General features: G+C 51.0%; 2 tRNA genes and 2 rRNA genes. All 4 read right to left on the minus strand.

The features are described 5' to 3' along the window. Positions 1-77: 77 nt before the first annotated feature. The 4 genes from BFQ04_RS12805 to BFQ04_RS12820 all read right to left on the minus strand — a co-directional run bounded on the left by BFQ04_RS12805 (position 78) and on the right by BFQ04_RS12820 (position 5,048). Positions 78-2,969 (minus strand): 23S ribosomal RNA (locus BFQ04_RS12805). A 236-nt stretch (positions 2,970-3,205) separates the two neighbouring features. Continuing rightward, a tRNA-Ala gene (locus BFQ04_RS12810) sits at positions 3,206-3,281 on the minus strand. 28 nt (positions 3,282-3,309) lie between these two features. Further along, a tRNA-Ile gene (locus BFQ04_RS12815) sits at positions 3,310-3,386 on the minus strand. Positions 3,387-3,511: 125 nt separating this feature from the next. After that, a 16S ribosomal RNA gene (locus BFQ04_RS12820) occupies positions 3,512-5,048 on the minus strand. Together the 16S and 23S rRNA genes with 2 tRNA genes alongside form the textbook arrangement of a ribosomal RNA operon. Positions 5,049-5,317 lie beyond the last annotated feature (269 nt).

The raw sequence follows: 5,317 nt of genomic DNA on the forward strand, positions 1-5,317 counted from the left end.
TCGAACTTTCGGTTCATCTCGTCTTCACACACCGCAATCTGATGCTCGTTAGAGTAGTCAAATTGCTTGGGTGTTATATGGTCAAGCCTCACGGGCAATTAGTATTGGTTAGCTCAACGCCTCACAGCGCTTACACACCCAACCTATCAACGTCGTAGTCTTCGACGGCCCTTCAGGGAACTCAAGGTTCCAGTGAGATCTCATCTTGAGGCTAGTTTCCCGCTTAGATGCTTTCAGCGGTTATCTATTCCGAACATAGCTACCCGGCAATGCCACTGGCGTGACAACCGGAACACCAGAGGTTCGTCCACTCCGGTCCTCTCGTACTAGGAGCAGCCCCTCTCAAATCTCAAACGTCCACGGCAGATAGGGACCGAACTGTCTCACGACGTTCTAAACCCAGCTCGCGTACCACTTTAAATGGCGAACAGCCATACCCTTGGGACCGGCTTCAGCCCCAGGATGTGATGAGCCGACATCGAGGTGCCAAACACCGCCGTCGATATGAACTCTTGGGCGGTATCAGCCTGTTATCCCCGGAGTACCTTTTATCCGTTGAGCGATGGCCCTTCCATACAGAACCACCGGATCACTAAGACCTACTTTCGTACCTGCTCGACGTGTCTGTCTCGCAGTCAAGCGCGCTTTTGCCTTTATACTCTACGACCGATTTCCGACCGGTCTGAGCGCACCTTCGTACTCCTCCGTTACTCTTTAGGAGGAGACCGCCCCAGTCAAACTACCCACCATACACTGTCCTCGATCCGGATAACGGACCTGAGTTAGAACCTCAAAGTTGCCAGGGTGGTATTTCAAGGTTGGCTCCACGCAGACTGGCGTCCACGCTTCAAAGCCTCCCACCTATCCTACACAAGCAAATTCAAAGTCCAGTGCAAAGCTATAGTAAAGGTTCACGGGGTCTTTCCGTCTAGCCGCGGATACACTGCATCTTCACAGCGATTTCAATTTCACTGAGTCTCGGGTGGAGACAGCGCCGCCATCGTTACGCCATTCGTGCAGGTCGGAACTTACCCGACAAGGAATTTCGCTACCTTAGGACCGTTATAGTTACGGCCGCCGTTTACCGGGGCTTCGATCAAGAGCTTCGCGTTAGCTAACCCCATCAATTAACCTTCCGGCACCGGGCAGGCGTCACACCCTATACGTCCACTTTCGTGTTTGCAGAGTGCTGTGTTTTTAATAAACAGTCGCAGCGGCCTGGTATCTTCGACCGGCATGAGCTTACGGAGCAAGTCCTTCACCCTCACCGGCGCACCTTCTCCCGAAGTTACGGTGCCATTTTGCCTAGTTCCTTCACCCGAGTTCTCTCAAGCGCCTTGGTATTCTCTACCCAACCACCTGTGTCGGTTTGGGGTACGGTTCCTGGTTACCTGAAGCTTAGAAGCTTTTCTTGGAAGCATGGCATCAACCACTTCGTCATCTAAAAGATAACTCGTCATCAGCTCTCGGCCTTAAGATCCCGGATTTACCTAAGATCTCAGCCTACCACCTTAAACTTGGACAACCAACGCCAAGCTGGCCTAGCCTTCTCCGTCCCTCCATCGCAATAACCAGAAGTACAGGAATATTAACCTGTTTTCCATCGACTACGCTTTTCAGCCTCGCCTTAGGGACCGACTAACCCTGCGTCGATTAACGTTGCGCAGGAAACCTTGGTCTTTCGGCGTGGGTGTTTTTCACACCCATTGTCGTTACTCATGTCAGCATTCGCACTTCTGATACCTCCAGCAAGCTTCTCAACTCACCTTCACAGGCTTACAGAACGCTCCTCTACCGCATCACTTACGTGATACCCGTAGCTTCGGTGTATGGTTTGAGCCCCGTTACATCTTCCGCGCAGGCCGACTCGACTAGTGAGCTATTACGCTTTCTTTAAAGGGTGGCTGCTTCTAAGCCAACCTCCTAGCTGTCTAAGCCTTCCCACATCGTTTCCCACTTAACCATAACTTTGGGACCTTAGCTGACGGTCTGGGTTGTTTCCCTTTTCACGACGGACGTTAGCACCCGCCGTGTGTCTCCCATGCTCGGCACTTGTAGGTATTCGGAGTTTGCATCGGTTTGGTAAGTCGGGATGACCCCCTAGCCGAAACAGTGCTCTACCCCCTACAGTGATACATGAGGCGCTACCTAAATAGCTTTCGAGGAGAACCAGCTATCTCCGAGCTTGATTAGCCTTTCACTCCGATCCACAGGTCATCCGCTAACTTTTCAACGGTAGTCGGTTCGGTCCTCCAGTTAGTGTTACCCAACCTTCAACCTGCCCATGGATAGATCGCCCGGTTTCGGGTCTATTCCCAGCGACTAGACGCCCTATTAAGACTCGCTTTCGCTACGCCTCCCCTATTCGGTTAAGCTCGCCACTGAAAATAAGTCGCTGACCCATTATACAAAAGGTACGCAGTCACCCAACAAAGTGGGCTCCCACTGCTTGTACGCATACGGTTTCAGGATCTATTTCACTCCCCTCTCCGGGGTTCTTTTCGCCTTTCCCTCACGGTACTAGTTCACTATCGGTCAGTCAGTAGTATTTAGCCTTGGAGGATGGTCCCCCCATATTCAGACAAAGTTTCTCGTGCTCCGTCCTACTCGATTTCATGACTAAGAGATTTTCGCGTACAGGGCTATCACCCACTATGGCCGCACTTTCCAGAGCGTTCCGCTAATCTCAAAGCCACTTAAGGGCTAGTCCCCGTTCGCTCGCCACTACTAAGGGAATCTCGGTTGATTTCTTTTCCTCAGGGTACTTAGATGTTTCAGTTCCCCTGGTTCGCCTCTTACGCCTATGTATTCAGCGTAAGATAACCATCTTATGATGGCTGGGTTCCCCCATTCAGACATCTCCGGATCAAAGTCTGTTTGCCGACTCCCCGAAGCTTTTCGCAGGCTACCACGTCTTTCATCGCCTCTGACTGCCAAGGCATCCACCGTATGCGCTTCTTCACTTGACCATATAACCCCAAGCAATCTGGTTATACTGTGAAGACAACATTCGCCGAAAATTCGAATTTCTCGTTAAGAGAACTCACAAATTTTACCTTAGCCTGATCCGTTACCAGTGAAAGTAACGTTCAGTCTATCTTTCTATCACATACCCAAATTTTTAAAGAACGATCTAATCAAAGACTAGAAATCAATATTCACTTCAGAATATTCATTTCTAAACTCTAACAGCAGAAGCAGTTAATGGTGGAGCCAAACGGGATCGAACCGTTGACCTCCTGCGTGCAAGGCAGGCGCTCTCCCAGCTGAGCTATGGCCCCGCTTTTAAACGGGTTGCGACACTAAAATTGGTGGGTCTGGGCAGATTCGAACTGCCGACCTCACCCTTATCAGGGGTGCGCTCTAACCAACTGAGCTACAGACCCAATTTTGATGCGTTACGCAATCAAACTTGAAGCTTGTAGCTCAAAGCTTGAAGCTGCTTCTATCGTCTTCTTCAATGAATCAAGCAATTCGTGTGGGAACTTATGGAGCAGCTGATGTCGTCGATTAAGGAGGTGATCCAGCCGCAGGTTCCCCTACGGCTACCTTGTTACGACTTCACCCCAGTCATGAATCACACCGTGGTAACCGTCCTCCCGAAGGTTAGACTAGCTACTTCTGGTGCAACCCACTCCCATGGTGTGACGGGCGGTGTGTACAAGGCCCGGGAACGTATTCACCGCGACATTCTGATTCGCGATTACTAGCGATTCCGACTTCACGCAGTCGAGTTGCAGACTGCGATCCGGACTACGATCGGTTTTGTGGGATTAGCTCCACCTCGCGGCTTGGCAACCCTCTGTACCGACCATTGTAGCACGTGTGTAGCCCAGGCCGTAAGGGCCATGATGACTTGACGTCATCCCCACCTTCCTCCGGTTTGTCACCGGCAGTCTCCTTAGAGTGCCCACCATAACGTGCTGGTAACTAAGGACAAGGGTTGCGCTCGTTACGGGACTTAACCCAACATCTCACGACACGAGCTGACGACAGCCATGCAGCACCTGTCTCAATGTTCCCGAAGGCACCAATCTATCTCTAGAAAGTTCATTGGATGTCAAGGCCTGGTAAGGTTCTTCGCGTTGCTTCGAATTAAACCACATGCTCCACCGCTTGTGCGGGCCCCCGTCAATTCATTTGAGTTTTAACCTTGCGGCCGTACTCCCCAGGCGGTCAACTTAATGCGTTAGCTGCGCCACTAAGAGCTCAAGGCTCCCAACGGCTAGTTGACATCGTTTACGGCGTGGACTACCAGGGTATCTAATCCTGTTTGCTCCCCACGCTTTCGCACCTCAGTGTCAGTGTTGGTCCAGGTGGTCGCCTTCGCCACTGGTGTTCCTTCCTATATCTACGCATTTCACCGCTACACAGGAAATTCCACCACCCTCTACCACACTCTAGTCAGTCAGTTTTGAATGCAGTTCCCAGGTTGAGCCCGGGGATTTCACATCCAACTTAACAAACCACCTACGCGCGCTTTACGCCCAGTAATTCCGATTAACGCTTGCACCCTCTGTATTACCGCGGCTGCTGGCACAGAGTTAGCCGGTGCTTATTCTGTCGGTAACGTCAAAACAATCACGTATTAGGTAACTGCCCTTCCTCCCAACTTAAAGTGCTTTACAATCCGAAGACCTTCTTCACACACGCGGCATGGCTGGATCAGGCTTTCGCCCATTGTCCAATATTCCCCACTGCTGCCTCCCGTAGGAGTCTGGACCGTGTCTCAGTTCCAGTGTGACTGATCATCCTCTCAGACCAGTTACGGATCGTCGCCTTGGTGAGCCATTACCTCACCAACTAGCTAATCCGACCTAGGCTCATCTGATAGCGCAAGGCCCGAAGGTCCCCTGCTTTCTCCCGTAGGACGTATGCGGTATTAGCGTCCGTTTCCGAACGTTATCCCCCACTACCAGGCAGATTCCTAGGCTTTACTCACCCGTCCGCCGCTCTCAAGAGAAGCAAGCTTCTCTCTACCGCTCGACTTGCATGTGTTAGGCCTGCCGCCAGCGTTCAATCTGAGCCATGATCAAACTCTTCAGTTCAAACATCTTTGGGTTTTTAAGAAACCCTAAACTTGGCTCAGCAATCGTTGGTTACATCTTTGATTTCTCGCGGAGTAACTTGTGATGCTGATAATCTTGTTGACTATCAGTCTGACCCCACAAGCACCCACACGAATTGCTTGATTCAGTTGTTAAAGAGCGGTTGGTTAAGATGTTTCGTCTCAACCGAGGCGCGCATTCTACAGCAGCCTCATTTGCTGTCAAGCGGTTATTTTCAGAAGTTTTCGAAGATTTCTTCAACAACTTCA

The sequence above is a fragment of the Pseudomonas sp. 37 R 15 genome (assembly GCF_900004865.1).
GTDB lineage: Bacteria > Pseudomonadota > Gammaproteobacteria > Pseudomonadales > Pseudomonadaceae > Aquipseudomonas > Aquipseudomonas fluorescens_AM.